Genomic DNA, 26,019 nt, shown 5'->3' with positions numbered 1-26,019 from the left:
TGTATAAATCATTATTGTGCTATTTTTTTTACTAATTTTCTGTGGATAAGTTTAATTTTGGATTTTGCAACTATCTATTAGTTTAACTTTAAACTAAAATATGTAAGTATATAATAACTTTACAAACAAGTTTTACATGTATGAATATTAATGTTAAGTTATGTGTTTGGTCAACATTATATCATATTTATTTTGCTTAATCTATACAGGTACACCAGGATAAGGAAAAACACATAATAAGATAGTACTATGTCAACATTATCAAATGTGTAATAATGTAGACATGTATAATAATTTCGTCCAAATTAATTAATTGAATATTACGTAATTCATTTTGCAATTTTTTAGAAAATTAGAACAATTAAAGTGGTTGAACAAAAATATATAGTAAGTAATTATATGGCATGTAAATTGCAATTAATAAAGACGAGCTAGCTCACTAAAAAAATTTCGGAGGTGCTTTTATGGGTGTATTAGGAATAATTATATCATTAGCATTATTAACATTTATTGCTTACAGAGGATATTCAGTTATTTTATTTGCTCCATTATGTGCATTATTGGCAGCTTTAATTGCAGGGGTACCACTATTACCTACGTATTCTGAAGTATTTATGACTAAAGGTATGGCATTTGCAAGACTTTATTTTCCACTTTTCTTAATAGGTGCTGTTTTTGGTAAACTTATGGAAACAACTGGAGCAGCAAGCTCTATTGCTCACTGGATAACACAAAAAGTTGGTAAAAAAGGAACTATACTAGCAGTAGTTTTATCATGTGGGATTTTAGCTTACGGTGGAGTTAGTATTTTCGTAGTTGCTTTTGCGGTTTATCCAATTGGTGCAGCATTATTTAGAGAGGCAGGAATTCCTAAACGTTTACTTCCAGGTGCTATAGCGTTAGGCTCTTGGACATTTGCTATGACTGCGTTACCAGGTACTCCTCAAATTCAAAACTTAATTCCTGTTAAATATTTTGGTACGGATGCATATGCCGCTCCTATACTAGGGTTACTTGCAGGTATTTGTATGTTCGTATTTGGGGTTATATGGTTGGAATATCGTAAAAATAAAGCTCTAGCTGCTGGTGAAGGTTATGGTACAGGGCATAAAAATGAACCAGATGCTCTTATAAACCCTGAAGAATTGATGAAACCAGGATTAGCAATTGTTCCATTACTTATTGTGTTAATTCTTAACTATATATTAACTAGAGTTATGCAATCTTGGGATCCAGCATTCTTGGAACCTTATGGTGCTTCACTTAAGACTATGGCTCCATTATGGGCTTTATTAGTATCTGTTGCTATAGCATCACTATTTATTACAATTGTAGGTTGGAAGAGAATCAATGGTGAAGCTAATTTTAAAGCTGCTATTACTGCAGGTGTTTCTGGTTCACTTCTAGCAATTATGAATACATCATCAGAGGTTGGATACGGAAGTGTTATTAAAAGCTTACCAGCATTTGACAAAGTAGCAGATTTTATGATGGGTATAGATTTTGGTACTCCTTTAGTATCTGAAGCTATAACTGTAAACGTTTTAGCAGGTATAACAGGTTCTGCTTCAGGTGGTATGACAATAGCATTAGAAGCTATGGGAGCACGCTATTTAGAATGGGCTAATGCTGTAGGACTAAATCCAGAATTGTTACATAAAGTAGCTTCATTAGCAAGTGGAGGTTTTGATGCTTTACCTCATAATGGTGCTGTTATTACTTTACTAGCAATATGTGGATTAACTCATAAATCATCATATAAAGATATATTTATGACTGCTGTTCTAATCCCATTCGCATCAACATTCTTAATTATAATCTTAGCTACTTTATTTGGAGCATTTTAATTAATAGATAAAGTTGATAAAAGAAGGGGGAAAAATATGCGTAGCGTATCTGTAATTGGTATAGGCGAAACTAAGATGGGTAGTTTTCCTGATAAATCTTTAAAAGACTTAATATTAGAAGCAGGTAATAAAGCTATTGAAGATGCTGGAATAGAAAAAGAGAGAATAGAAGCATTGTTCTTAGGTAATTTTAACAGTTCATATTGGTGTAACCAAAGCCATATGGGACCTATGGCTGCGGAAACTTTAGGAATGCAAGATATTCCCACAATAAGAACTGAAGGAGCTTGTGCATCAGGAAGTTTAGCCTTCAGACAAGGTTTAATGGCAATAGCATCGGGAATGTACGATGTTGTAATAATAGGCGGTGTAGAGAAGATGACACACCAATCAACTCCTGTTGTTACAGCTGGTCTTGCAAGCGCTGCTGACTATGAATATGAAGTGAAAATGGGGGCTACATTTCCATCTTTATTTGCAATGATTGCAAATAGGTATTTCTATGAATATGGAAACGTGAGAAAAGAAATGGCCATGGTTGCTGTTCAAAATCATGACAATGCTTTACTCAACCCTGATGCTCAGATGCATAAAAAAATAACAATCGATAAGGTATATGGAGGCTTTCCAGTAGCATATCCATTAACAGTATATGATTGCTCTTTGGTTACTGATGGTGCTGTTTTCGTTGTTCTTTCTGCTACTGAAATAGCTAAAGAAATTACAGATAAGAGAGTTGTTGAAATTATAGGTTCTGGTCATGGGGGAGATTCTTTAACACTTCATGGAAAAACAAGCATGACTTCTCTAAATGCAACATTAAAGGCGGCCAAGGAAGCATATGATATGGCAGGAGTTAAGCCATCAGATATAGATATAGCTGAAGTACATGATTGTTTTACTATAACCCAAATTGTTAATACTGAAGACTTAGGATTTTTTGAAAAGGGTAAAGGTGCTAGAGCTGTAGCAGAAGGGAAAACAGCTTTAGATGGTGAAATACCGATCAATACTAGTGGTGGACTAAAGGCAAAAGGACATCCAATAGGAGCAACAGGTTTAAGTCAAATATATGAAGTTGTAACACAATTACGCGGTGAAGCTGGAGAAAGACAAGTTAAAAAGGACATAAATATTGGATTAACACATAATCTTGGTGGTTCAGCAGCAACTTGCGTAGTAAATATTTTTAAGGGGTGGTAAATCAATGGGTAAGAAAGCAAAAATATATACCTATTCTATAATTAATGTTGCATCTGTGGATTTTAAAGATAAAGTTCCTTTTGCTGTTGCAATTGTAGAAAATGAAGATGGTAGATTTATGACATATTTAGAAGGATATAAAGAAGATAAAGAAATTAGTATTGGAATGGAAGTAGAGTATTCTAGATTAAATGAAGATGGTAATCCAATTTATAAGCTAGTTTAATTTGTAATGTGTAATTTATAGGAATTGTGTAATTAAATTTAATTACACAATTCCTATAAAAATAAAAATTAGGAGGGTGATCATCATGGGTAGAGTTAAATTTGTTACTTCAAGAGAAGCAGCAAATATGATTCCAGATGAAGCATATATTGGAACAGTAGGATTTATGTTAACAGGTGCTCCAGAAGAAATTTTATTAGAAATTGAAAACAGATTTCTTGAAACAGGAAGTCCTAAGGACATATCTTTAATGTGGGCTTCAGGTGTTGGAGATGGAGGAACAGTAAGAGGATTTAATCATCTTTGCCATGAAGGACTTTTGAAAAAGACAGTAGGTGGACATTATGGATTGTTTCCAAGAATAGCTAAGTTAATTAATGAGAATAAAATTGAAGCTTATAATTTTCCGCAAGGTGTATTAACATCTATGTTTAGAGAAATGGCAGCAAATAAACCTGGTGTTTTAACGCATGTTGGCTTAGGTACTTTTGTTGACCCTGATTTTCAAGGTGGCAAGCTCAATGATGCTACAAAAGAAGATATCGTTGAGAAAGTTGAAGTAAATGGTAGAAACTATTTACTTTACAAATCACAAAAAATAGATGTTGCAATAATCAGGGGAACTGAAGCAGATGAAGATGGAAATATAGGAATTAGTAAAGAAGCTTTAAAATTAGAAAATTTATCAGTTGCTATGGCAGCAAGAAACAACGGGGGATTGGTTATAGCTCAGGTTGAGAGATTAGTTAAGAGAGGAACTATTGAACCTAAGAACGTAGCTGTTCCAGGTGCTATCGTTGATGTTGTAGCAGTGGTTAAGGATAAGAAAAATCATATGCAAACATCGGGAACAGATTTTAATATTGATTTTATATCAAGCGCTGGTGTTCATGAAGAAAACTTTAACCCTTCTTCGTTAGATGCAAAAAAAATTATAGCTAAAAGAGCAGCACTGCAAATGGATAAGAATAAGTTAGTATTGAATTTTGGTATAGGTGTTCCAGAAAGAGTAGCTGAAGTATTAAAAGAAGAAGGAATAGAAGAAAACTTTATTTCTACTGTCGAGCCTGGTATTTACGGTGGAACAGCACAAGGAGGATTAGATTTTGGTAGTGCTATAGGTCCTCAAGCTATAATAGATCATCCTTATCAATTTGATTTTTACGATGGTGGCGGGATTGATATAACATTCTTAGGTATGGCACAATGTGATGCCCATGGAAGTTTAAATGTATCAAAATTTGGCCCTAAAATTCCAGGATGTGGAGGATTTATTGATATAAGCCAGAATGCTAAAGAGTGTGTTTTCTGCGGTACTTTTACAGCTGGTGGGCTAAAAGTTAATATAAATAACGGAAAACTAGAAATAGTTAAAGAAGGGAAAGTTAAAAAGTTTGTTAATAAGTTAGAACATATAACATTTAATGGTGAATATGAAAGCAAGAAAAATAAGAAAATAACAATTGTAACTGAAAGAGCAGTATTTGATGTTAGACCTGAAGGATTAACATTAACAGAGATTGCACCTGGAATTGATTTAGAAAAAGATATTTTAGCTCATATGGAGTTTAAACCTATTATTGCTGATAATTTAAAAGAAATGGATAATAAAATTTTTAAAGATGAGCCTATGAAACTAAAATTATAATTCAAAAGTGCTTTTGAAAATGATATAGAATGATATAGTAATAGAAGTGTGAAAGGTAGTTGATCCCTAGTGGACAGCTGACCTTATAAACAGGGCAGCCATATACAGGCTGCCCATATATATGTGATAATTTATGTACAGCTAGAGGATAATAGTTTTTTACTGTGGTCTTGGCTATAATATCATATGTTTCGATGTGTATATGAAAGAAAAGGGGGTAGTTGGAGTGTTGGTTGAAAAGAAACATCTTAAATTATCAAAACTTTTTAAAACTGAATTAGGGGAAGTAATTAAGAATCCAGAAGTGGTATATGAGGAATACGGAAATAAAACTGGACCAGTAATATTTTTAGGTCATGGAGGTTTGTCGTCACAACATGCAGCAGGTAAGTACAGTGAAAATGATTCTAACCCTGGATGGTGGGACCCACTAATAGGAGAAGGGAAATTATTAGATACGAATAAATATAGGATAATATGTGCAAATTCTTTAGGAAGCATGTATGGAAGTACGGGTCCTTTGACTATTAACCCAGATACAGGTAAAATGTATGGTCCTGATTTTCCTAAGATAACATTAATTGACCAAGTAAAGTTCTATAAATATTTTCTTGATGAACTTGAAGTTAAAGAGTTATTTATGATGGCTGGTGTATCTATGGGTTCTTTGCATACATTGCAAATGGCTGTATTATATCCTGACTTTGTTAAAAGCTTGGTAGCAGTAGCGACAGCAGGTTATATGCCTCCTGGTGGATTAGCATTTCATAATATTATGATAAATATTTTAAAACTTGATCCTGATTTTAATCGTGGTTGGTATGAGTGTGGTGTTCCACAAATTGGATTAAGCATAATTACCCAACTTAGTAAAATATATTATACAAATTACAAAATGTTTGTAGAGCTTTGTGAATCAATAACTGAAGGGAAAGATATTCAACAGTTAAAGAATAAGAAAATAAAGGAATTTCTACAAGCAGGAGTAAAAGAAGCTATTGAGACTAGAGACCCTAACAGTTATATCACAATGTTAGAAGCTATTAATTCTTATGACCTCTCAAGAGGTTTTAGCAGTTTTAAAGAAGCAGTTAAAAGAATAAAATGTCCTGCATTGATTATGAATATAGATTCAGATTGTGAGTTTCCACCTGAATATGCATATGAGATAGGAGAAATTCTAAATAATAAGAAAACAGGCCAAGCTAGAGTAGAAATTCTCAAAAGTAAAATGGGACATTTGGGGTGTATTTATGAATTTGGACAACTGGAGAAATATATTGGTGATTTCATTAAAGCTTTAGAACATTGAACTTAATTTAGTATTTTGAAAAGATAAAATATTTTAGTTGATTGAAAATGGAAGGGATTCCTTTCAAAGCTCCTTTCTATTTCTTGCTAAAAAGAGTTAAATTAATATCATACTTATACCTCCTTGGTTTAAATAGAAATTTAGCTTTTACTAATAAATTTGCTAAATAGTGGGAATTATACTCTAGTAAACATTAAGCTAAATTGACCAAGGAGGTTTTATATTTGAAAAAGTATTTGCAACTAATAGGGAGTGTATTATTATACTCACTAATCTATGTAATTCCTAATGCTTTAGCAGGGATAATACTAGTGTTTATGATTGCAGTAAGTAACATTGAACAAGCACAAAATCCAATATATATTCAACAAATGGTAAACAAGTATATTTTTTTAGTAACTTTTTTTGCTTTAATTGTATCAGCTTTGATTCTTGTGCGTTTATTAAAGTTTAATAAAAAAAGTATTATTGAATACTGTAATTTTTCATTCGTAAATTTTAAAGTTGTTGGGTTATTAATTTTATTAGGTTTTTTATCTAATCTCTTTTTAAATTCAATATTTGCTTTTATAAAGAACAATGAAACATTAATGAATTTACTTGGGGCTAGGAAAGAGTTTTTTGATATTGGTGAAAGTGCAAAAGTAATGATGAATGGCAATATTTTAATAGTTGTTTTAGTTATTGGCATATTGACGCCTGTTTTTGAAGAGATTCTTTATAGAGGTGTTATTTTTAATAGATTAAATGAAGACGTAAAAGTAGAAACTGCTATAATTTTACAAGCTATTGTATTTGCCTTGTGCCATTTTAATATGATTCAAGGGATGTACACTTTTGTTCTTGGTGTACTCTTAGCGTTGTGTTATCATTGGCTAAAGTCAATATGGGTTCCTATAATTGTACATATGTCATTTAATACTTCAAATATATTAATGAAGTTTATAATACTGAAAATTACAAATATCTTTGATATGCTACTACCTTTAATAATGACGTTAGCTTTAGTATCTATAAGCTTTATTCTTTATTATATTAAAAATAGAAAAGAAATGTTATCTAATGAAAATGTAAAAACAAATTTACAGTTACAATAAAATTTTTATCTATTTATCCTAAATGGGTATATCATTTAAGCGGCTTTGCCGTTTTTTATTTTATAACAAAGTATGTTTACTGTATATTTGGAAATGTCTACAATAGTATTGATAGTAGTTAATATTAATTAGATTTTTTAGTATTTGAGCCAATAGCGAAAAGCTAATAGCAAAAAGCAGCTTTAGGTGCTTTTTCATAAAATAAAGGGAAATATAATATAGTGTCGAATAGATTACATAGTAATAAATTAAGGAGGTTAGTAAGATGCTAAGTAAAGCTTTAATAGAAGATGTATTAAATGAAGCTCTTTCTACAGGTGGAGATTTTGCTGAAGTTTTTGTAGAAGACAAGTTGAATACTGGGTTACTTATGATAGGTGGAAAGATTGAAAGCACTATGTCAGGAAGAGATTTTGGAGTAGGTATAAGGATATTTAAAGGAACAAATAGTGTTTATGCTTATACTAATAAAGCTACAAGAGATAATCTATTAGATGTAGCAAGAAAGGCAGCTGCAGCAATTAATGGAGAAAGAAAAGATATTGTTATTAATTTAATGAAAAATGATATAGTTAATAATCATAAAATAGTTATACCTGTAGGAAATGTAGAAAAATTAAAGAAAGTAGACTTAATGAGAAGAGCATATAATGTAGCAAAAAATTATGATGATGTAATTTCACAGGTAACAGTAAGATATGGAGATTCAGAGCAAAATGTACTTATAGCAAATACTGAAGGAGTCTTTGTAGAAGACAAAAGAGTTAGAACTAGGACTATGATTCAAACAATAGCATCAAAGGATGGAGAAATGCAATCAGGTTTCTATGGACCTGGAGCACATATGGGATTTGAATTTTATGACAAAATAAATATAGAAGAATACGCTAAGGAAGCAGCTAGAATTGCAAAAACAATGATAGATGCAGAATATTGTCCAAGTGGCAAAATGCCTGTAATTATTGATAATGGATTTGGAGGAGTTATATTCCACGAAGCATGTGGACATGGGCTTGAAGCTACTTCAGTTGCTAAAGGTACATCTGTTTTTGCAGGTAAAATTGGAGAAAAAGTAGCATCTGAACTTGTTACAGCAATAGATGATGGTACAATTCCAAATGAATGGGGTTCACAAAATATAGATGATGAAGGAACACCAACGAGAAAAAATGTACTTATAGAGAATGGAATTCTTAAAGGATATATGATTGATAAATTAAATGGTAGAAGGATGGGAATGGATTCTACTGGCTCAGCAAGAAGACAATCCTATAAATATGCTCCAACTTCAAGAATGACAAATACATATATAGCTAATGGAGAATCAACTAAAGAAGAAATAATTGCAAATACAGAGTATGGTTTATATGCAAAATATATGGGCGGCGGTTCAGTAAATCCAGCTACAGGAGAATTTAATTTTTCAGTGATGGAAGGTTATATAGTAAGGAATGGAAAGATAGAAAAACCAGTAAGGGGAGCAACACTTATTGGTAAAGGTCTAGAAGTTCTTAAAAAAATAGATATGGTTGGAAATAATTTAGATTTAGGTCAAGGTATGTGTGGTTCTGTAAGTGGTACTGTTGCTGCCAATGTTGGACAGCCAACTATTAGGGTATCATCAATGACAGTAGGCGGAAGAAAGGGTGAATAAGGATGGATAGAAGAGAATTTATGAAAAAATTATTTGAAAAAGGAAAACAAGCAGGTATGAAGGAAATGGAAATATATTTTCAAGACAGCGATAACTTTGATATCAAAGTATTTAAAGGTGAGATAGATAATTACAGTATTTCTAATGAGATAGGGGTTTCCTTTAGAGGATTATACAATGGTAAAATGGGATATTCATATACTGAGAAAATAGATGAAACTTCTATTGATATACTGATAAAAGAAGCAGTAGAGAATGCATCAGTTATAGATAGTGATGACGAAGAAAATATTCAGCCACCATCGGAGAATTATAAAGAAGTTAATAACTATAACAATAGTTTAAATAAAGTTACTCCAGAAGAAAAGATTAATTTTATTAAATCCGTTGAAAAAGAGGCATTTAAATTAGATAATAGAGTAATTTCAGTACAGCACTGTATATTTGGGGAAGAATCAGCCCATACAATGTTAGTAAATACAAAGGAATTGGATTTAGAGGAAAAGTCAAATATTGCATACGCTTATGTTAGTGTTATGGTCAAAGAAGGAGAAGATGTAAAAACAGGAGGAAGTTATATAATTTCAAATGATTTTTCAAAATTTGATGCTAAAAAGTTAGCTAAAGAAGCAGTTGACGAAGCAGTATCAATGTTAGGAGCTAAAAGTATTGAGTCAAATGAATATCCTATAGTATTAAGAAATGATGTAGCGGCTAATCTATTAGAAGCCTTTGTGCCAATTTTTTCAGCAGAAAATGTTCAAAAAGATTTATCGTTATTAAAAGGAAAAATAGATAAGCAAATAGGAAATAGTATAATAACTGTTGTAGATGACCCGTTTATGAAAAATGGAGTAGCTTCAGCTTCATTTGATGGAGAAGGAGTGTCAACTAAATATAAGAAGGTTATAGATAAAGGTATATTAAAAACTTATTTACATAATACTAAAACAGCCAAAAAGGATGGTGTGGAGTCTACAGGGAATGCCTATAAACCATCATATAAATCACCAGTTTCTATTGCACCAACTAATATGTATATTGAAAAAGGGAATATAACATTCAATGAAATCATAGAAAGTATAGATAAAGGATTATTAATTATTAACATACAGGGGTTACATGCAGGTCTGAATACTGTTTCTGGAGACTTCTCATTATCTGCATATGGATATTTAATTGAAAACGGGAAAATAGACAGACCTGTTAATCAAATAACCATAGCGGGTAATTTCTTTGAATTATTGAAGGACATTGAAATGATAGGCGATGATTTAAGATTTACATTACCAGGAGGTTCAGGATATATAGGTTCACCAACACTAAAAATTAAGAAACTAGCTGTATCTGGAGATTAATTTTGGGACGTTTAGCGTCCCTTATTTGTTATCATTTGAAGGATAATTATACATATTATAGTAAAAAATATATTGAAATGGAGGTGATTGAGTGGAGAAAACTTTAGTTATTATAAAACCCGATGGAGTAGAGAGGGGACTAGTGGGGGAAATAATAAGTAGGTATGAAAAAAAGGGACTTAAGATAGGTGCAGCGAAGTTATTAATTGCAGATGAAGAAATATTAAGTAGACATTATCAGGAACATAAAGGAAAAGATTATTATAATAAATTAATTAATTATATGACAGAAGGACCAATTATGGCTATGGTTTTAGAGGGAGAAAATGTAATTAAGATAGTTAGAAATATGAACGGCCATAAAGACCCTTCTATAGCACGGCCAGGTACTATAAGGGGTGACTTTTCTTATAGTTTAACAAGAAACATAGTACATGCATCGGATAGTGAAGATTCATCGAAAAGAGAAATAAAAATATGGTTTCCTGAATATGAATAGGGGGAGATTTTTTGAGTCAATTAAGAGTTGGATTATGTCAAATGCTTGTAACAGAAGATAAAGATGTAAATATAAAAAAGGCAGATGAGATGATAAAAAAAGCTGTTTCTAGTGGAGCTAAATTAGTGGTGTTACCTGAGATGTTTAATTGTCCTTATGATAATAGTTATTTTCCTAAGTTTGCAGAAAACTGTCCTGAAGGAAAGACTATACAGTTTATGTCTAGAGCAGCAAAAGAGAATAATATATATTTAATAGGTGGTTCTATACCTGAAAAGGATGAAAAGGATAACATTTATAATACTAGTTTTGCTTTTGATACTAATGGTAATATAATAGGTAAACATAGAAAAATGCATTTATTTGACATAGATGTAGAGGGTGGAATAAGGTTTATGGAATCAGATATTTTGAGTAAAGGAGAAGATATAACAGTATTCGATACAGAATATGGGAAGGTAGGACTATCTATATGTTATGATATAAGATTCCCTGAGCTTATGAGATTAATGGTATTAAAAGGAGCAAGAATTATTGTAATTCCAGCGGCTTTTAACATGACTACTGGTCCAGCACATTGGGAGTCATTATTTAAGGTAAGAGCTTTAGATAATCAAGTATATATGCTAGGAACTGCACCTGCAAGAAATAAAGAATCATCATATACATCCTATGGAAATTCTATTATTACTGACCCTTGGGGAAGAGTAGTTAGTAAGTTAGACGAAAAAGAAAATATTTTGATACAAGATTTAGACTTAAACATGATAGATAAAATAAGAAGAGAGTTACCTTTATTACAGCATAGAAGAACAGATTTATATACATTAGATTTATTAAATGAGGATTAACCTAATGGTTAATCCTCATTTAATTTTAGTATTTAATACTATTGCTCTACTTTTTCACGTTCTCTAAAGAGAAGAGTAATTGAATATAGACCTGCTAATCCTACAAGGCCATAAACTATTCTACTTAGAACTGCTCCTTGTCCTCCAAAAATTGAAGCAACTAGGTCAAATTGGAATAGAGAAATAAGACCCCAGTTAAGAGCTCCTACTATTACTAAAATAAGAGATAACCTATCTAAAAAGCTATACATAAAATCACTCCTTATTATATTAATGTTGTTTTCAATAAATATTATCTCTATTATTTATTTTTCTATACCTATAAAACAAAAAAATTACAAAAATTAACCAAATTTGTAACGAAATTTTGAATAGATGCATATTATGATATGGAAGTTGTATTTTTAAATATACATAATTGAGATTTAGCTATAAGGCATGTTTATAAACTATAAGGAAGGAGGGAGATTATGACAGAACAAACTAATGTGCCTGTTGAAAGTACTTATTATGACGGAGACGGAGATTCAAGTTTACTTTTCTTTTTATTATTATTAGTTGTTTTATTTAGTAATAGTTGTTATTTTGATGAGCAAAATCAAAGCTTATTATTTTTCTTCTTGTTATTGATTATTTTATTCGGAAATTGTTTTAGATACGATTGTTAACAGTAAAATATAGATTAATATTAAATTTTGTTATGTAGCTCACATTTAAATGTGAGCTATTATTTTTTTTATTTAAATAGCTTTTTGCATGTCATTTATTCAGATATTTGCATGTATTTATTTAATTAGTTATAATATGTATTTTACTAATAGCTACTGGATAAAAGCTAATAGCCAAAATGTCACTTTAGTTGCTTTTTTTTATGTATATGAAACAAATTTTAAGTAAAAATAAATATATAATATATAAAAGGAGTTAAAATTATGACATATATACCAAAGAGAGTGTATTTTGAAAAACGAGCATTAAATTATCCATTGGGAGAAAAATTGTATAATTTTTTTAATAAAAATGAAGATGTAGAAGTTATTATGATGAAAGGGAATAGAGTTACAGGTATACCTAAGGAAACACCAAGACAATTTTATGTAGAAGGGAAGAATTCAATAGCAGTTAGAGTTTGGAAGGGTAGTAAATTTCAAGGATGTAAGCCTTCTGCACACTATCAGATGCCTTTGGTTTCTGGATGTAGCGGTAAATGTGAGTATTGTTATCTCAATACTAGATTTGGGGATAAACCGTATATTACAATTTATGCTAATATTGAAGATGTATTAAATAGAGCAAAGGAATATATAGAGGAAAGAAAACCAGATGTTACTTATTTTGAAGCTTCAGCTACATCGGACCCAGTACCATTTGAGCCTTATACAGGTAGTCTTGCTACAGCTGTTGAGTTCTTTGGAAAGAAAGAGTTGGGAAGGTTACGCTTTGTGAGTAAATTTACAGAAATAGATAGTCTTTTGGATATAGAGCATAAAGGACACACAACTATTAGATTCAGTATAAACTCCCATAAAGTAATAAATAAATATGAACATGCAACAGCTAAATTGGACGAACGTATAGATGCTTCAAAAAAAGTTTATGATGCTGGATATCCTATAGGATTTATAATAGGGCCTGTAATTCTTTATGAAGGGTGGAAAGATGATTATCTAAAAATGTTAAAGAACATAAAGAAGAAGTTAGGTTCAACAGCAGATAGACCAATTCGCTTTGAAGTAATTTCCCATAGATTTACTAGTACAGCAAAGAGTAAGATTTTAGCAGTTTTTCCTGAAACAACTCTTCCTATGAATGAAGAAGAGAGAAAATTTAAATACGGACAGTTTGGATATGGGAAATATGTGTATAAAAAGGAACAGTTAAAAAAGATGGAGGAATTTTTTGTTGAGAATTTAAATGAATTATTTCCTAATAGTGAAATTGATTATGTAATATAGTTGTTATGTAAGAAGAGAATATAAACAGAAAAAGTTCTTACAATATAGTACTAATTTTGATATCCTTATATAGAGGTGATAATTATGATTAAGATAGATATACCTTCATATAAGGATATTTCAATTAAGTATTTAGTTTTTGATTATAATGGAACATTGGCAGCAGATGGGAAAATAGATAATGGAATAAAAAATAAACTTAATAAACTATCTGAAATAATAGAAATATTTGTATTGACAGCTGATACTTTTGGTACTGTGAGAGAGTATTTAAAGGATACAAATGTAAAATTACATATTATATCTAAAGAAAATGGGACACAGGATAAAGTAGATTTTATTAAAAATTTAGGCTTAGAAAATTGTGTTGCAGTTGGTAATGGGAATAATGATAGCCTTATGTTAAAAGAAGCAGGGTTAGGGATATGTATATTAGGAAAAGAGGGTTGTGCAACTAATACTTTATTAAATAGTGACTTAGTTATTAAGAGTATAGAAGATTGTATTGAATTATTTTTTAATACTGATAGACTAAAGGCAAGCTTAAGGGGATAAATAATGTGACAGATTTAAATGAAAAGTTATAAAAAATTAAATCTAAAATAAATAATAATTAAATAGAAATTATGATAAAAAGAATTAATAAGAATTGAAAAGAGTAGAATCTGAATATAACAGAATAAAAAAGATAGAATAAAGTTTATAGAGGATGTATAAATAGTGGGGAGAAAACCCCACTATTTTTTATTAATGCGACATACTTAACAAAAAATAATAAAAATAGTATAACACATTTAAAAAATATGCTATAATATATAACGTAAAATAAAATTCAGTGAGGGGGAATAAATGAATGGAAAAATATAAATACATTAAATGGTTCAATGAAATAGGTAAAGAGGATATACCAGTAGTAGGTGGTAAAGGAGCAAATCTAGGTGAATTAACAATAAGAGGGGTTAATGTACCACCTGGATTTTGTGTTACAGCGTCTGCTTACAGGGATTTTGTTAAGGAAACAAAATTAGAAGACAAAATAATAGAAGTATTAAAAACTATAAATGTAGATAAGGCTGAGGATTTACAGCCTAAGAGTTTTGAAATAAGAAGTTTAATTATGAAATCTGACATACCAATTAATATAAAGGAAGAGTTAAAAAGAGCGTACGAAGAGTTTAGCCAAAGACTAGAGCTAGATAATCTCCACGTAGCTGTAAGAAGTTCAGCAACTGCAGAGGATTTACCGGAAGCGTCATTTGCTGGACAGCAAGATACTTATTTGCACATAAGTGGTGTAGACGAAGTAATTAAGCATATAAAGAAATGTTGGGCTTCATTATGGACAGCAAGGGCTATTTACTATAGAGAAAATCAAGGATTTGAGCATAATGATGTAAACTTAAGTGTAGTAGTTCAGAAGATGGTTAATAGCAAGGTAGCGGGAGTAATGTTTACAGCTAATCCAATTACGAATGATACTACAGAAATAATGATAAATGCAAGCTGGGGACTAGGTGAAGCAGTTGTATCAGGTATTGTGACTCCAGATGAATATATAGTAAGTAAAGATAACTCTACAATTAAAGAAAAGAATATAGCTGAAAAGAATACTATGATTATAAAAAATAGAAATGATGTCGGAACATTAGAAGTAAAAGTTGCAGAATATTTAGGAATGGATAAAGTTAATAACCAGTGTTTAAGTAATGATGAAATAATAAATTTAACACAAAACGCTATTTCAATAGAAAGATTATATAATTCACCACAAGATATAGAGTGGGCATTAGATGCAGACACAGACCAGTTATATATATTACAATCAAGACCAATTACTACACTAAAGGGGGAAAAAGAAGAAATGAGTGAAAATAAGGAAGAAAAACTAGAAACACTAGTGAGAGGATTAGCGGCAGCACCTGGAATTAACAGTGGAAAAGTTATTAAAATAAAAAATATCGATGAGATTTCTAGAGTTAAAGAAGGAGATGTATTAGTAACAGTAATGACTAATCCAGACATGGTTCCAGCAATGAGAAAGGCTGCTGCAGTTGTTACAGATGAAGGTGGAAGAACATGTCATGCTGCTATAGTGTCAAGAGAATTAGGAATTCCATGTATAGTAGGTGCAAAAAAAGCTACTGAAGTATTGAAGGATGAAATGATAGTAACAGTTGATGCTACAAGAGGGGTAGTATATAAAGGGAAGGTGTTGCAAGAAGAGCAAAATAAAGAGGATACTGCTTCAATGAATAATACTGTAGGAATTAGTGACGAGCTTATGAACCAGCTAGCTCCAATTACAGGAACTAAAATATACATGAACTTGGGAGAACCTTCAATCATAAGTAAATACAAAAACCTTCCATTTGATGGTATCGGTTTAATGAGAACAGAGTTTATATTTAGTAATTTAGTAGGAGCACATCCTATGTACTTGCTTAAGAAAGGTGAAGAAAAATTATTTATAGAAAAAATGGCAGAGGGAATTACTAAGGTAGCTCAAGAGATATATCCAAAGCCTATAGTCGTGAGATTAAGTGACTTTAGGACTAATGAATTTAGGGGATTAAAAGGTGGAGAAGAAGTTGAGCCAATAGAAAACAATCCTATGATAGGTTGGAGAGGTGTATCAAGATATATTTCATCAGAGTATGAAGAAGGATTTAGACTTGAATGTAGAGCGATTAAAAAAGTAAGGGAAGAATACGGACTTATTAATGTTTGGGTTATGTTACCATTTGTAAGAACAACTTGGGAATTAGAAAAAGTTAAGAAAATAATGGAGTCAGAAGGATTATATCAAAGTAATAACTTTAAATTATGGATTATGGCAGAAGTACCATCTGTAATATTCCAAGCTGAAGAGTTTGCTCAATTGGTAGATGGCTTTAGTATAGGTAGTAATGATTTAACACAACTTATACTAGGTGCAGATAGAGACTCAGGAATACTAAATAGTATGGGATATTTCGATGAGAGAAATCCAGCTGTTAAAAAAGCAATAAAAACATTAATAGATGCGGCACATAAACATGGGAAAACAGTATCAATATGTGGTCAAGGTCCATCGTTATATCCTGAATTTGCAGAGTTTTTAGTTGAGCAGGGAATAGATAGTATGAGTATAAATCCAGATACTGTAGCTTATACAAGAAGATTAGTAGCTCATGTTGAGCAAAAGCTAATATTAAAAAAGCTTAGAGAAATATATTGGTAAAAATTATTTGTAGTGAGTGGTCACTTTTGGCCACTCTTTTTTTGTATATTATAAAATAATATAGTTAATATTAAATTTGTAAATAGAAATTACATAGTATTACTTTAAAGTGAATTTAAAATTCTGAACAAACTTTAAAAAATAAAGAAAATTATAAAAAGAATATTGACATAGCTCGACAGTAAATGATAGAATACTGTTACATTACCTTAATTTAATTATTAATTTTATGTAACAAATATACAGAGAGGAGTGGTTCTCATCGAAAGGGATAGTTTTGCATCAAAATTAGGTATTATTGCAGCAGCAGCAGGTTCGGCGATAGGTCTAGGAAACATATGGAAATTCCCATATATTGTCGGAGAAAATGGGGGAGGAGCATTTTTAATAGTTTACTTATTTTGTATCGCAATTATAGGGCTTCCGGTAATGTTATCTGAGTTTCTTATAGGTAGAAAAGCACAGAAAAATGCAATTGGAGCTTTTAAAAGCATTAAACCAGGCTCACCATGGTATCTTACAGGAATAGCAGGTGTTGCATCAGCATTTATTATTTTATCATTTTACTCAGTAGTTGCAGGTTGGGTTTTTTCTTATATATCAAGATCTGTGACAGGAACGTTAATTAAAGTTGCTCCAGACCAATTAGGAGGTTATTTTGATGGACTTATAAGTGGTGTTGTAGAGCCTATATTTTGGCAATTTATAGTTATGTTTTTAACTGCATTCATAATAGTTAGAGGTATTAAAGAGGGAATTGAAAAGTATAGTAAGATTTTAATGCCAATACTATTAGGACTTTTAGTAGTTCTAATGATACGTTCTGTAACATTAGAAGGAGCAAGTAAAGGGTTAGAATTTTTATTTAAACCTGATTTTAGTTCATTGAAAGCTACCGGAGTATTAGAAGCATTAGGTCATGCCTTTTTCTCATTAAGCTTAGGTATGGGTACCATGATAACATATGGTAGTTATATAAAGAAAGATGAAAATTTAGGCACAACTGCTTTACAAGTAACAATTGCTGATACAGCTATAGCATTAATGGCAGGAATAGTTATATTCCCCGCAGTATTTGCGTACGGATTTCCAACTGATTCAGGACCTTCACTGATATTTATTACATTACCAGCAGTATTTCAATCTATGCCATTAGGAGGATTTTTCCAAGCTTTATTTTTTATATTAGTAGGTATTGCTTCACTGACTTCTACAATTTCAATATTAGAGGTTGTAGTTGCATTCTTTACAGAAGAGTTTAATATACCTAGAAAGAAAGCTACTATATTAATTGCAGGAATTATTTTTATAATAGGAATACCTAGTGCACTATCATTTGGAGCATTGAGTGAGTTTAAAATATTTGGAAAGACATATTTTGATATATTTGATTTTACAGCTTCAAATGTATTACTACCTTTAGGTGGATTATTAATTTCCCTATTTGTAGGTTGGGCATGGGGTATTAAACAAGCCCTTAAAGAAGCTACAAATGAAGGAACAGTTAGACTTCCATTGTCGGGAGCATATGGATTTATCACTAAATATTTAGCTCCTGTAGGAATATCTATAATATTGCTTTATGCAACTGGAATTTTAAGTAGAATAATAGAATTATAAATATTCAAATGTATATGACAATGTTATTTGAGTTATAATAAGGATAAAATTCCTAGGAGGATTTATTTTATGGAGTTTAAAAATAGACTGAATGAGGTGCCTTTAGCAGACCTTAATGACAAAGAACTAGATGATATAAAAAAATTAGAGGAAAAATTTAATGATAAGTATTATTTAATAGCTTTTAAAAAGCAAGATTTTAAGTAAACAATAAAACGGTCCCTATGGGCCGTTTTTTATTTTGATACAATTGACAGAAAATTTTTGATTCTATATAATGGAAATACTAGAAAGGTTATCGATTTTAGCATATGTAGGAGGGATATAATGAAAAAAGGATATATTCATGTATATACTGGCAATGGAAAAGGAAAGACTACAGCAGCTTTAGGGTTATCTGTTAGAGCTGTATGTGCAGGAAAGAAAGTATATTTTGCTCAGTTTGTGAAGGGAATGAAGTATAGTGAAATAGAAGCAATGAATTATTTGCCAAGTTTTGAGATACATCAGTTCGGTAGAAATTGCTTTATATATAATGACCCTACACAGGAAGATATAGATGCCGCTCAGAATGGTCTTAAAACATGCCAGAAGATTTTAAAAGAGGGTCAATATGATATAGTGGTATTAGATGAGATTAATATAGCGATGTATTATAACCTCTTTGAAATAGAAGAAGTACTAGATATGATTAGAAATAGAGCAGAGCATGTAGAGGTTATAATTACTGGTAGATATGCCCCTGATGAAATAATAGAAGAAGCGGATTTAGTAACTGAAATGAAGGAGATAAAACATTATTATCAGCATGGGGTATTGGCTAGAGAAGGAATAGAGAAGTAGGTTAAATTATGATTTAGTGTGGAGGGGTTTGTTTGGGAGAGAATTTTTTTAGTACGATATACGATAATCCAATCATATCAGCAGTAAATGACGTATATGCATTAGATAAAGCTATAAAATCACCTTGTAAGATTATTTTTTTATTGGCAGGTAGTATATTTAATCTTAAACAAATAGTGAAGAAAGCAAGAGATAATGAGATGCAAATATATGTACATATTGATTTAATAGACGGATTTTCTAAAGATATGGTAGCATTAAGATATATTAATGAAAATATTAAACCAGACGGTATAATAACGACTAAAAGTAATTTAATAAAAATAGCTAAAGATATGAATTTGTTTGCAATACAAAGATTATTTATATTAGATTCACTATCTCTTGAAACTGGAAAAAAATCTATACGAGCAACAAAACCTGATGCGGTGGAAATTTTGCCAGGTATTATGCCTAAAATTATAAAAGAAATTCATAGAGAAACTAGAATACCTATAATTGCTGGAGGATTAATAAAGGATAAAGAAGATGTGATAAATAGTATAAAAAGTGGTGCTATAGGTATATCAACTAGTAAAGAGAACATATGGTATTTATAGATAAAAGATAAGGGGGAGTTTGTATTGATAAATAAATATATTTTAGCCTTCGACCAAGGAACTACTAGTTCAAGGGCAATATTATTTGACAGTAAAGCTAGAGTTGTTGGTGTTGCACAAAAGGAGTTTAAACAGATTTATCCAAAGGCAGGTTGGGTAGAGCATGACCCACTAGAAATATGGAACACACAGGTAACTGTGGCAAAGGAAATTTTAAAAAAAACTAATACAAAACCAGAACAAATAGCTGCTATAGGTATTACAAATCAAAGAGAAACTACTGTAGTTTGGGACAAGAATACAGGTAAACCTATATGTAATGCAATTGTTTGGCAGTGTAGAAGGACAGCAGATATATGCTCTGAGCTGAATAGAAAAGGTTTTCAGAAATATATAAAAGAAAACACAGGACTTATAATAGATGCGTATTTTTCTGCAACAAAGGTAAAATGGATACTTGATAATATTGAAGGTGCAAGAGAAAAGGCTAATCGAGGAGAATTATTATTTGGAACTATAGATACATGGTTAATCTGGAATCTTACAAAGGGAAAACTCCATATAACTGATTATTCAAATGCTTCAAGAACTATGATGTATAATATTAAAAAATTACAATGGGATGAAAATATATTAGAAGAGCTGGATATACCTTATGCAATGTTACCTAAAGTAAGACAATCAAGTGAAGTGTATGGAGTAACAGATAGAGATATATTTGATGGTGTTGAGATTCCTATAGCAGGTATAGCAGGTGACCAGCAAGCAGCTTTATTTGGGCAAGCATGCTTTGAAGTGGGAACTGCAAAAAATACATATGGAACAGGTTGTTTTTTATTAATGAATACAGGAGAAAATATAGTAAAGACTGATAATGGACTATTAACTACTATAGCATGGGGAATAAATGGAAAGGTTGAATATGCATTAGAAGGTAGCATATTTATGGCTGGTGCTATTGTGCAGTGGTTAAGAGATGAATTACAACTTATAGAGGATGTTAAAGAAAGCGAGCATCTTGCTACTAAGGTAGAAGACAATAATGGTGTATATTTAGTACCAGCTTTTGTTGGTTTAGGTGCTCCTTATTGGGATATGTATGCTAGAGGGACTATAATGGGTCTTACAAGGGGAGCTAATAAAGCTCACATAGTTAGAGCTGCATTAGAAGCAATAGCTTATCAAACTAGAGATGTATTAGATACTATGCAACAAGATGCTAAAACTGAGCTTAAATTTTTAAAAGTTGACGGTGGTGCTGTATCTAATAATTTTCTTATGCAATTTCAATCGGATATATTAAATGTTCCTGTATATAGACCAAAGGTTACTGAAACAACGGCTCTTGGTGCTGCTTATTTATCTGGATTAGCAGTTGGTTATTGGAACAACAAGAAAGATATCGTTAACAACTGGAGTATAGACAGGGTGTTTAGACCTAACATTGACGAAGAGGTTAAGCAAAAACTGTATAAAGGATGGAAAAGAGCAGTTAACAGAGCAATGAATTGGGAAACTGAGAGGGACTAAAAAATAAGTCCCTCAAATTTATTGTATGTTTGTTTTAATCATATCATAGACTTCTTCAGGTGTTTTACCTTCGGCCTCAATAATAGGTGTGTTAGGTAAATTATTAGATGACATAGGTGTGTTAGCTAGGCTAGAAATTACAATAGCATCATATACATTTGATTGTATATTATTTAGGTTTTTATTTTGGTATAACTTGTGCACATCATAACCTGAATTTTTAAGGAAATCTATATGTGAATTAAGAGTATTTTCAACAACTATTTTATTATTCAAAATATCACCTCCGTTTACATTATTATTTTATCCATTTACATTAATATTATTTTTATAGAGTTAGAATATTTTACTAACTATAAATCAATAAGCAATATTAACAGAGGATGTTGAACTAGCATATTTTGTAGTAGAGGCTATAATGGAGGATGATATTTTATGGTAACAGTTGAAAAAATCAAGAAAAAGGAATTAAATTCATTATCAAAATTATATAGTCAATTAGTAAATGAAGAAAGCATTATGAGTAATATGATTAAAGCTTTTAATAGCATAGAGAATAATCCAAATTATTATCTGATGGGAGTAAAACTAAATCAAAAACTGATAGGAAGCGCAATGGCAATAATTTGTTATGATTTAGTTAGAGAATGTAGACCATTTATGGTAATTGAAAATGTAATTATAGATAAAAATTATAGAGGAAATGGCTATGGAGGTACTTTAATAAATAAAATAGAAGATATAGCTAAAAAGAAAAATTGTCACTATATAATGTTACTTTCCAACAAAAACAGGGCTAAATCCCATAAATTTTACTCAAAACATGGATATAACTGTGATAATATAGGGTTTAAGAAATATTTATAAAAACTATACTTAAGAAAGATAAGGAGGACCGTGATGAAGGATAGTTCTATTGAGCTAATCTATAAAGATACACAAATTAAAGTCTTACAAGATGATATTACTAAACAAGATACAGAAGCCATAGTAAATGCAGCTAATTCCAGTTTAATGGGTGGTGGCGGTGTGGATGGTGCTATCCATAGAGCCGGAGGACCACAAATACTAGAGGAGTGTAAAGAGATTAGAAAGACAAAGGGGAAATGTCCAACAGGTGAAGCAGTTATAACATCTGGTGGAAATTTAAGAGCCAAATATGTAATACACACAGTTGGACCAATATGGCACGGTGGTGATAATAATGAACCACAATTACTTAAAAATGCTTATAAAAATAGTTTAATACTAGCTTATAATAATAATATTAATAGTATTTCATTTCCATCTATTAGTACTGGAGCTTATAGATATCCAATAGAGAAGGCTAGTGATATAGCATTAACAGCTGTAAAAGAAATTTTAGATAAACATTCTTTTAAAGAAATTAGGTTTATTTTATTTTCAAAAAATGATTTTGATATATATAAAAGAAAGATAAATCACATTTTGAAATAAATAGCAAAAAATAGATATCCATCAATAAAGTGGATATCTATTTTTTTTATATTTTAATAGTATGTGAGTAAAAATATTAAAGGACAAAAAAATAAAAAACAAATGAAAGGAGACTGATTATGACTGTTCAAAGTAAACTTAATTTATCACAACTTAATCAGATGGAATTACAAAACTTAAGAGAAATTATTAGTGGTCACCAAACAATGATTTCAAAACTTAATAGCTATGCACAAAGCTGTCAGGATCCACAAATCAAGAGAATGTTCCAGCAAGGAGCACAATCTGCTCAAACTACTGTACAAAATTTAACTCAATCATTATAAGAGGAGGGTATTTAATATGATGCAAGAAAAAGATATGGTAAGTGATGTTTTATCAATGACTAAGGCTAGTATGGCTGATTATACAAAAGCAATTGGCTGTACATCAAATCAAGAGTTAAGACGTGTATATCAGCAATTAAGAGATGAAGCTGAAAAATTCCAATATGAATTAGGAAAAATAGCTACACAAAAAGGTTACTATACATCACCTCAAAATGCTACTCAACAAGATAGACAACAACTTAAATCACAATTAAGTCAAGGAATGAATCAAACTACAACAAATCAAGGTACAAATCGAGGAATGAGAAGCTAATATTGTATTAGATATATCAGGGACCCTTTGAGGGTCTCTTAATTTTTTTTGAAAAATTATAAAAATATTTAGAGATACTAAATAAAAGCAGTAAAATTATGATATAATTATTCTAAAATGTATTTAAATTTAGAAAATTTTTGAACTAAAAAAGGTGGGATTATAATGGGGATTAAAGAAGAATTGAAGACGTATGTAGGACTTCCTAAAAGTATATACGTTTTATTTTTTGCAAGAATAATTAATAGTATGGGGGCATTTGTTTTTCCTTTCTTGACCTTTTTTTTAACAGAGAATTTAGGTATGGGAGAAGAAATAGCTGGTAAATTTGTATTTATGTCAGCTATGTCATACGTTCCTGGCTCAATTATTGGTGGTAAGTTATCGGACCATATTGGACGAAAGAAAATTATAATATTCTTTCAAGCATTAGCTGCTATTTGTTTTATTCCTTGTGCTTTTCTTGGAAATTCAATTGTAGTACCATGGCTTTTAATTTTGGCAGGTGTATTTGGTGGAGCTGCTCAGCCTGCATATAGTGCTATGATGGCAGACTTAACTAATACTGATAATAGGAAACCAGCTTTTTCGTTATTATATTTAGGAATAAATATTGGATTTGCAGTAGGTCCATTGATTGCAGGGATTCTATATAATAACTATATAGAGTGGATATTTTTAGGAGATGCTGCAACCACATTTATTTCATTAATACTAATTATGATTTATGTACATGAATCACTTCCAACTGAAGATGAAATTGAACAGAGTAAAGAATTAGATACTAATGAAAGAGCAGAGGAAGGTAATTTATTCGAAGTATTATTAAAAAGACCTCAGCTTCTTGCGTTCGCACTTGTATCTACTATTTATTCCTTTGTATATGCTCAACATTCCTTTGCTTTAGCTATACAGGTAAAGGATATATTTGGTATGGATAAAGGTACTGTATTTTTTGGTATGTTAGGTACTACAAATGCTTTAGTGGTTGTTGTAATGACATTGTTTTTAACAAGTTTGACAAAGAAATTAAAGCCAATATTAAATATTTCAATAGCAGGAATTTTAAATGCTATAGGATTTGGCATTATATATTATATAGCAGAATTCCCTATGTTTGTATTTTCTACAATTGTATGGACAATGGGGGAAATACTTAATGTTACAAATTCTGGAGTATATATAGCTAATCATGCTCCAATGACCCATAGAGGAAGATTTAATACAATATTATCAATTATAACAGGAGCAGGGTTTGCTCTAAGTCCGGTAATAATGGGGTCTTTTATCGAAAATCATGGTGTAAGGCAAGTTTGGCCATTGGTATTTGTGCTTTCAATGGGCGCTGCAGTATTGATGTATATTTTGTATAGAGTAGAAAAATCACAAGAACAGAAAAAAGATTGTATTAAATTATAGAAAAAGGCTATTGAATTTTTTCAATAGCCTTTTAGCTACTTTAGTCTGTTTTTTTATTTCTTCTCTTAGCAATGGAATCAATTAAAATTGCAATTGCTCCATCACCTGTAACATTAGTAGCTGTTCCAAAGCTATCTTGAGCAAAATGAAGTGCAATCATTAGACCTTGTTGTGGTTGAGTAAACATAAGCATATCCTTTAATAATCCTAATGCAGCGTATACTCCACCACCTGGGATACCAGGTGCGGCAACCATAGTAATACCTAATAGTAGTATAAATGGTAGCATTGTTGCAAAAGTTGGAGTTTGACCTGATATTAGCATTACGCCCATTGAAGCAAGAACTAATGTAATAGTATCACCTGCTAGGTGTATAGTTGCTCCTAAAGGTATAACAAAGTCTATGATATCTTCTGATACCTCATTTTTACGAGCACTTTGTAGTGTAACTGGGATAGTTGCCGCTGAAGATTGAGTACCTAGTGCTGTGAAGTATGCAGGTAACATGTTTTTTATCGCTCTAAGTGGATTTTTACCACTAAATATACCAGCAATAATATATTGAACTAGTATATAACTAAGTTGTAAAGTAATGATTAGTATGAATACTGATGAAAAGGCTTTTAGTGTTCTAAAAATTTCACCTGCTGTTGTTAGCTTAGCAAAGATACCTGCAATATGAAATGGTATTAAAGGTATTAAAACATATTTTACAACTAATTCAACTACATTTTGAAAATCTCTCAATGCCTTAAATAAAGTATCACCTTTTATATAAGCCATACCGAGTCCTAATACAAATGCAGTTACTAAAGCAGTCATTACACCCATCATAGCAGGAATATCTATTGAAAAATATGGGGATAAATCGGGACCTCCTTTTTCAACTAATTCTGCAGCCTTAATTACATTAGGTAATATTTGCGAACCTATAAAGAATGCTAAAATTCCAGCAATAATTGCGGAAAAATAAGCTATTGCTGCTGTTAATCCTAATAATTTTCCTGCACCTTTTCCCAAATCAGCAATACCAGGAG

27 protein-coding genes are annotated in these 26,019 nt (G+C 30.9%); 24 read left to right on the top strand and 3 right to left on the bottom strand.

The genetic code is table 11. The features are described from left to right. Positions 1–464: 464 nt before the first annotated feature. The 10 genes from L21TH_RS01845 (at position 465) to L21TH_RS01800 (ending at position 11,695) form a co-directional block, all read left to right on the top strand. A complete protein-coding gene (locus L21TH_RS01845; protein WP_006307624.1) occupies positions 465–1,847 on the top strand; it encodes a GntP family permease in 1,383 nt (460 codons plus the stop codon). Positions 1,848–1,883: 36 nt separating this feature from the next. Then, a complete protein-coding gene (locus L21TH_RS01840) occupies positions 1,884–3,050 on the top strand; it encodes a thiolase domain-containing protein (RefSeq protein WP_006307622.1) in 1,167 nt (388 codons plus the stop codon). 4 nt (positions 3,051–3,054) lie between these two features. Then, positions 3,055–3,276, top strand: coding sequence for a Zn-ribbon domain-containing OB-fold protein (locus L21TH_RS01835; protein ID WP_006307620.1), 222 nt, complete (start codon positions 3,055–3,057; stop codon positions 3,274–3,276). Between the two features lie 85 nt (positions 3,277–3,361). Then, the gene (locus L21TH_RS01830) at positions 3,362–4,924 is read left to right on the top strand and encodes an acetyl-CoA--acetoacetyl-CoA transferase subunit alpha (RefSeq protein WP_006307618.1); all 1,563 of its coding nucleotides are present in this window, start codon (positions 3,362–3,364) and stop codon (positions 4,922–4,924) included. A 202-nt stretch (positions 4,925–5,126) separates the two neighbouring features. Then, a complete protein-coding gene (locus L21TH_RS01825) occupies positions 5,127–6,236 on the top strand; it encodes an alpha/beta fold hydrolase (protein ID WP_081627894.1) in 1,110 nt (369 codons plus the stop codon). A 224-nt stretch (positions 6,237–6,460) separates the two neighbouring features. Next, on the top strand, positions 6,461–7,333 hold the full coding sequence (locus L21TH_RS01820; RefSeq protein WP_006307612.1) for a CPBP family intramembrane glutamic endopeptidase: 873 nt from the start codon (positions 6,461–6,463) through the stop codon (positions 7,331–7,333). A gap of 265 nt (positions 7,334–7,598) precedes the next feature. Continuing rightward, positions 7,599–8,987 (top strand): TldD/PmbA family protein, encoded by a 1,389-nt coding sequence (locus L21TH_RS01815; RefSeq protein ID WP_006307610.1) that lies wholly within the window; start codon positions 7,599–7,601, stop codon positions 8,985–8,987. Positions 8,988–8,989: 2 nt separating this feature from the next. Next, on the top strand, positions 8,990–10,345 hold the full coding sequence (locus L21TH_RS01810) for a TldD/PmbA family protein (protein ID WP_006307609.1): 1,356 nt from the start codon (positions 8,990–8,992) through the stop codon (positions 10,343–10,345). A gap of 91 nt (positions 10,346–10,436) precedes the next feature. After that, positions 10,437–10,844, top strand: coding sequence for a nucleoside-diphosphate kinase (gene ndk, locus L21TH_RS01805; RefSeq protein WP_006307607.1), 408 nt, complete (start codon positions 10,437–10,439; stop codon positions 10,842–10,844). Positions 10,845–10,855: 11 nt separating this feature from the next. Further along, positions 10,856–11,695, top strand: a complete 840-nt coding sequence (locus L21TH_RS01800; RefSeq protein ID WP_006307599.1) for a carbon-nitrogen hydrolase family protein — start codon at positions 10,856–10,858, stop codon at positions 11,693–11,695. A 38-nt stretch (positions 11,696–11,733) separates the two neighbouring features. On the opposite strand, the gene L21TH_RS01795 is transcribed toward L21TH_RS01800, so the two are convergent. Beyond that, a complete protein-coding gene (locus L21TH_RS01795; protein ID WP_006307592.1) occupies positions 11,734–11,946 on the bottom strand; it encodes a DUF378 domain-containing protein in 213 nt (70 codons plus the stop codon). A 219-nt stretch (positions 11,947–12,165) separates the two neighbouring features. On the opposite strand from L21TH_RS01795, the gene L21TH_RS01790 reads away from it, so the two are divergent. The 9 genes from L21TH_RS01790 to glpK all read left to right on the top strand — a co-directional run bounded on the left by L21TH_RS01790 (position 12,166) and on the right by glpK (position 21,462). Then, complete coding sequence (locus L21TH_RS01790) at positions 12,166–12,363, top strand: hypothetical protein (RefSeq protein WP_034429033.1); 198 nt, start codon at positions 12,166–12,168, stop codon at positions 12,361–12,363. Positions 12,364–12,627: 264 nt separating this feature from the next. Further along, a complete protein-coding gene (gene splB / locus L21TH_RS01785) occupies positions 12,628–13,650 on the top strand; it encodes a spore photoproduct lyase (protein ID WP_006307585.1) in 1,023 nt (340 codons plus the stop codon). An 84-nt stretch (positions 13,651–13,734) separates the two neighbouring features. Further along, on the top strand, positions 13,735–14,205 hold the full coding sequence (locus L21TH_RS01780) for an HAD family hydrolase (RefSeq protein WP_006307581.1): 471 nt from the start codon (positions 13,735–13,737) through the stop codon (positions 14,203–14,205). A 298-nt stretch (positions 14,206–14,503) separates the two neighbouring features. Then, complete coding sequence (gene ppsA / locus L21TH_RS01775) at positions 14,504–16,870, top strand: phosphoenolpyruvate synthase (protein WP_006307579.1); 2,367 nt, start codon at positions 14,504–14,506, stop codon at positions 16,868–16,870. Between the two features lie 252 nt (positions 16,871–17,122). After that, on the top strand, positions 17,123–18,490 hold the full coding sequence (locus L21TH_RS01770; RefSeq protein ID WP_006307574.1) for a sodium-dependent transporter: 1,368 nt from the start codon (positions 17,123–17,125) through the stop codon (positions 18,488–18,490). A gap of 69 nt (positions 18,491–18,559) precedes the next feature. Further along, complete coding sequence (locus L21TH_RS14675; RefSeq protein WP_006307573.1) at positions 18,560–18,697, top strand: hypothetical protein; 138 nt, start codon at positions 18,560–18,562, stop codon at positions 18,695–18,697. 57 nt (positions 18,698–18,754) lie between these two features. Continuing rightward, on the top strand, positions 18,755–19,333 hold the full coding sequence (gene cobO / locus L21TH_RS01765) for a cob(I)yrinic acid a,c-diamide adenosyltransferase (protein ID WP_278244280.1): 579 nt from the start codon (positions 18,755–18,757) through the stop codon (positions 19,331–19,333). A 32-nt stretch (positions 19,334–19,365) separates the two neighbouring features. Beyond that, positions 19,366–19,932: a glycerol-3-phosphate responsive antiterminator gene (locus L21TH_RS01760; protein ID WP_006307571.1), complete on the top strand. Its 567-nt coding sequence runs from the start codon at positions 19,366–19,368 to the stop codon at positions 19,930–19,932. A 27-nt stretch (positions 19,933–19,959) separates the two neighbouring features. Continuing rightward, positions 19,960–21,462, top strand: a complete 1,503-nt coding sequence (gene glpK, locus L21TH_RS01755; protein WP_034429038.1) for a glycerol kinase GlpK — start codon at positions 19,960–19,962, stop codon at positions 21,460–21,462. An 18-nt stretch (positions 21,463–21,480) separates the two neighbouring features. On the opposite strand, the gene L21TH_RS01750 is transcribed toward glpK, so the two are convergent. Continuing rightward, positions 21,481–21,738 carry a YkuS family protein gene (locus tag L21TH_RS01750; protein WP_006307569.1) on the bottom strand — a complete coding sequence of 86 codons (258 nt, stop codon included), beginning with the start codon at positions 21,736–21,738 and terminating at the stop codon, positions 21,481–21,483. A gap of 159 nt (positions 21,739–21,897) precedes the next feature. Here L21TH_RS01750 and L21TH_RS01745 point away from each other — a divergent pair, with 159 nt between their 5' ends. The 5 genes from L21TH_RS01745 to L21TH_RS01725 all read left to right on the top strand — a co-directional run bounded on the left by L21TH_RS01745 (position 21,898) and on the right by L21TH_RS01725 (position 24,981). Next, positions 21,898–22,329: a GNAT family N-acetyltransferase gene (locus L21TH_RS01745; protein WP_006307568.1), complete on the top strand. Its 432-nt coding sequence runs from the start codon at positions 21,898–21,900 to the stop codon at positions 22,327–22,329. A gap of 33 nt (positions 22,330–22,362) precedes the next feature. Beyond that, positions 22,363–22,920: an O-acetyl-ADP-ribose deacetylase gene (locus L21TH_RS01740; protein ID WP_006307560.1), complete on the top strand. Its 558-nt coding sequence runs from the start codon at positions 22,363–22,365 to the stop codon at positions 22,918–22,920. A 119-nt stretch (positions 22,921–23,039) separates the two neighbouring features. Continuing rightward, positions 23,040–23,246, top strand: coding sequence for a hypothetical protein (locus L21TH_RS01735; RefSeq protein ID WP_006307559.1), 207 nt, complete (start codon positions 23,040–23,042; stop codon positions 23,244–23,246). Positions 23,247–23,262: 16 nt separating this feature from the next. Further along, positions 23,263–23,562 (top strand): spore coat protein, encoded by a 300-nt coding sequence (locus tag L21TH_RS01730; RefSeq protein WP_006307558.1) that lies wholly within the window; start codon positions 23,263–23,265, stop codon positions 23,560–23,562. 165 nt (positions 23,563–23,727) lie between these two features. Then, on the top strand, positions 23,728–24,981 hold the full coding sequence (locus L21TH_RS01725) for an MDR family MFS transporter (RefSeq protein ID WP_006307557.1): 1,254 nt from the start codon (positions 23,728–23,730) through the stop codon (positions 24,979–24,981). 40 nt (positions 24,982–25,021) lie between these two features. Here the strand turns inward: L21TH_RS01725 and L21TH_RS01720 are convergent. Further along, positions 25,022–26,019 (bottom strand): dicarboxylate/amino acid:cation symporter (locus L21TH_RS01720; protein WP_034429031.1); only part of this gene is annotated, 998 nt, incomplete at its 5' end.

Origin of the sequence: Caldisalinibacter kiritimatiensis, assembly GCF_000387765.1 — a bacterium.
Classification (GTDB): Bacteria; Bacillota; Clostridia; order Tissierellales; family Caldisalinibacteraceae; genus Caldisalinibacter; species Caldisalinibacter kiritimatiensis.
This window is presented reverse-complemented; position numbering and strand designations above follow the sequence as displayed.

Bases quoted from the DNA above. Each gene is read 5' to 3' on its own strand.
- L21TH_RS01845 (WP_006307624.1), top strand. From the start codon at position 465: ATGGGTGTATTAGGAATAATTATATCATTAGCATTATTAACATTTATT.
- L21TH_RS01840 (WP_006307622.1), top strand. From the start codon at position 1,884: ATGCGTAGCGTATCTGTAATTGGTATAGGCGAAACTAAGATGGGTAGT.
- L21TH_RS01835 (WP_006307620.1), top strand. From the start codon at position 3,055: ATGGGTAAGAAAGCAAAAATATATACCTATTCTATAATTAATGTTGCA.
- L21TH_RS01830 (WP_006307618.1), top strand. From the start codon at position 3,362: ATGGGTAGAGTTAAATTTGTTACTTCAAGAGAAGCAGCAAATATGATT.
- L21TH_RS01825 (WP_081627894.1), top strand. From the start codon at position 5,127: ATGAAAGAAAAGGGGGTAGTTGGAGTGTTGGTTGAAAAGAAACATCTT.
- L21TH_RS01815 (WP_006307610.1), top strand. From the start codon at position 7,599: ATGCTAAGTAAAGCTTTAATAGAAGATGTATTAAATGAAGCTCTTTCT.
- L21TH_RS01810 (WP_006307609.1), top strand. From the start codon at position 8,990: ATGGATAGAAGAGAATTTATGAAAAAATTATTTGAAAAAGGAAAACAA.
- L21TH_RS01795 (WP_006307592.1), bottom strand. From the start codon at position 11,946: ATGTATAGCTTTTTAGATAGGTTATCTCTTATTTTAGTAATAGTAGGA.
- L21TH_RS01790 (WP_034429033.1), top strand. From the start codon at position 12,166: ATGACAGAACAAACTAATGTGCCTGTTGAAAGTACTTATTATGACGGA.
- splB (WP_006307585.1), top strand. From the start codon at position 12,628: ATGACATATATACCAAAGAGAGTGTATTTTGAAAAACGAGCATTAAAT.
- L21TH_RS01780 (WP_006307581.1), top strand. From the start codon at position 13,735: ATGATTAAGATAGATATACCTTCATATAAGGATATTTCAATTAAGTAT.
- ppsA (WP_006307579.1), top strand. From the start codon at position 14,504: ATGGAAAAATATAAATACATTAAATGGTTCAATGAAATAGGTAAAGAG.
- L21TH_RS14675 (WP_006307573.1), top strand. From the start codon at position 18,560: ATGGAGTTTAAAAATAGACTGAATGAGGTGCCTTTAGCAGACCTTAAT.
- L21TH_RS01745 (WP_006307568.1), top strand. From the start codon at position 21,898: ATGGTAACAGTTGAAAAAATCAAGAAAAAGGAATTAAATTCATTATCA.
- L21TH_RS01740 (WP_006307560.1), top strand. From the start codon at position 22,363: ATGAAGGATAGTTCTATTGAGCTAATCTATAAAGATACACAAATTAAA.
- L21TH_RS01735 (WP_006307559.1), top strand. From the start codon at position 23,040: ATGACTGTTCAAAGTAAACTTAATTTATCACAACTTAATCAGATGGAA.
- L21TH_RS01730 (WP_006307558.1), top strand. From the start codon at position 23,263: ATGATGCAAGAAAAAGATATGGTAAGTGATGTTTTATCAATGACTAAG.
- L21TH_RS01725 (WP_006307557.1), top strand. From the start codon at position 23,728: ATGGGGATTAAAGAAGAATTGAAGACGTATGTAGGACTTCCTAAAAGT.